This is a genomic window from Anaerotruncus sp. 1XD42-93 (assembly GCF_009917605.1).
In the GTDB taxonomy this organism is placed as follows: Bacteria; Bacillota; Clostridia; order Oscillospirales; family Ruminococcaceae; genus Anaerotruncus.
The window spans coordinates 1-2,217 of the sequence record NZ_QZEG01000146.1 but is presented as its reverse complement, the minus strand read 5'-3'; the positions used below and the strand labels follow the sequence as shown (position 1 = coordinate 2,217).

General features: G+C 59.6%; 2 protein-coding genes and 1 pseudogene. All 3 read right to left on the bottom strand.

Annotated features, from left to right (window positions below; all coding sequences use genetic code 11):
* A pseudogene (locus tag D5269_RS17515) lies at window positions 1-230 on the bottom strand (hypothetical protein); the annotation flags it as partial.
* A 23-nt stretch (window positions 231-253) separates the two neighbouring features.
* Entirely contained in the window at window positions 254-1,768 is a 1,515-nt protein-coding gene (locus D5269_RS17510) for a phage major capsid protein (protein WP_120487404.1), read from the bottom strand.
* A 6-nt stretch (window positions 1,769-1,774) separates the two neighbouring features.
* A partial coding sequence (locus D5269_RS17505; RefSeq protein ID WP_199735784.1) for an HK97 family phage prohead protease occupies window positions 1,775-2,217 on the bottom strand: 443 nt, incomplete at its 5' end.

Below are 2,217 nucleotides of genomic sequence, written 5' to 3'. Positions count from 1 at the left end.
GGCTCCTTGAAGGTGAACTTACCGCCCTCGGTCTGCTGATCAGGGAACACCCGCTCGTCAGTCACGGGCACGAAGGTCTCGCCGTCGTCGCTGTGCTCAACGGTCACGGTCATGCTGCCGCCGGAACTGACAACAGCCCCGACAACAGCGGAGAGATACCCCTCCCGGTCGATGACATCGCCGGACTTGCAGGGCATCACCAGAACGTTCTGAAACAGATTGCGTTTCATAGTCTCATTTCCTCCTTCTCAGATCAGACAGGGACGGCGACGCCGGTAGCCACCACGAAGCTCTCGTCATGGCGCAGGCCCACGTCCACATTGTCGATGGCCCGGATAAGGGTTTGGTCGTTCTCGAAGGCAGACACAAGATTGCCAGCCTCATCGGTCCAGCTGCCCTCGCGGCTGGTCTCGATTTCCAGGGCACCCTGCTCGCCGATGATAAGGTCGTTCCAGTTGCCGAAAGCAATCTTGGTCTTGCCGCTCACGGTTTCGATCAGGTTGGTGGTCCGGTAGGGATAGCCTGCCAGGGTGTGCTGCTTGTTCATCTCCTCAGCAAAGATGAAACCGCCTGTATTATCCCGGATGGACTTGAAGAACTGCTCCACGCTGGTGTTGAACACGAAACCCAAGGCATCAGCATAGACGTTGTTCTTCAGCACGGCGGCAACGAGGTAGTTGGGGAACATGGCGGTCAGAACACCATCGGTCCCGGCATAGCTGGTGCCAATCTCGGCCACGTTGATGTTCTGGACGGCCTTGTTGTTGAACAGACCCAGGGGCTGGAACTCCCCGCCGGTGCCCTGGAAAGCGCCCCAGTCCACACCGAGAGCCATCTGCTTGGTCACATCCTGGCCCACGATAACGTCGTTGTCGAAGTTGGTGGACCGAAGGAGGTCGTTGCTCATGGGAATCAGGGCGGTCAGCTTCTTGGAGGACAGCCGGATGTTTCCGAATTTGGGAGCGGTCTTGGGGATTTTCCGGTTCTCCCCGGCGAACATAGCGCGGGTGCCAGTCTTCAGCTTGGGGATGTTGAGATTGCCGTGGTCCATGCCCAGCCGACGGGCGCCCAGATCGTAGATGACCGTGGAGGGGTACAGCAGCTCGATGATCTCGTCTGCGTAGACCTCCGGAACCAGATAACCGCCATGGGTGGGCTGGGTCGCGGCCAGAGCCTTGAACTCGCGGGCCATCTCAGCATCGCCGAACTTGTGCTCGGCAACATAGGCGGCCCGCTCGACCTCGCCGCCAGAGGCGTGGATACACTTCACAGCTCGGCCGAACATACCGTAGACGGTCTTGCGCTGCTCAGGAGCGGACATGGAAACGATGCGGGTCTTAAAGCTGCTGGCAGCGCCACCATCACGGGAGGCGCCGGTGGAGAGGAACAGTCTGGAGTACTTACGCTGCGCAGGGGCAGCGGGGGCGGGCGTAGCCGCAGGAGCGGCACCCTTCTGGGCAGAGGGTTCCTCGGCGTCCTTCTGTCCCGCAGGCTCACCGGCGGTCTTCTGGCAGGCTTTCAGGGCCTCCAGCACCTGGGTGATGAACTCAGGGGTGATGGCGGGGTCTTTGCCCTTACCTTCGTCTTCCTTGGGGGCACCCTCTTCCTCGCTGCCGGCGGGGTCGCCAGCGTCACCCTCGTCGATGATGGCGCTGACCTCAACCATGATGTCATCCTGGGTAATGGCGCTGGGGTCTTTGCCCGCCGCGATGAGGTTCGCAAACACCTGCGCGATGAGGGCGGCAAGCTGTTCTTGAGTCAGTTTCATTTTCAATTACCTCCTGTTTGTGTTGGGGATGATCTCGAAGATGATCCCGGCGTTTTTGGTTTGCTTGTTCGGGTCTGCGTCCTTCTTGGGTTTCGCTGGGGGATTCGGTGGATCATCCGGCCCAGCTGGGGGTGGGTCTGCGTCAGATGCGTCCATGAACGAGAGGATTTCCAGCAGCTCCTTGACCACGGCGATGAACGGCTTCAGCGCGTCCATCCTTCGGCGGGAGATTTTGCCGGTCTTGGCCTCGGTCCTCATTTCCTCCACCAGCGACTTCACGTCGTTAATCTTCGCCTGGTCGTTCATTGCCCAGGTTACGATAGAGACCTCCCACAGCTTGATCTCCTTCAGATGCCGGATGCCGCTATCTCCATCCCATTCAAAGTCAACCGCGTCATAGCCAATGGACAGTTCCGCCAAAACACCGTCTTTGAGCAGCGTCCTGATGT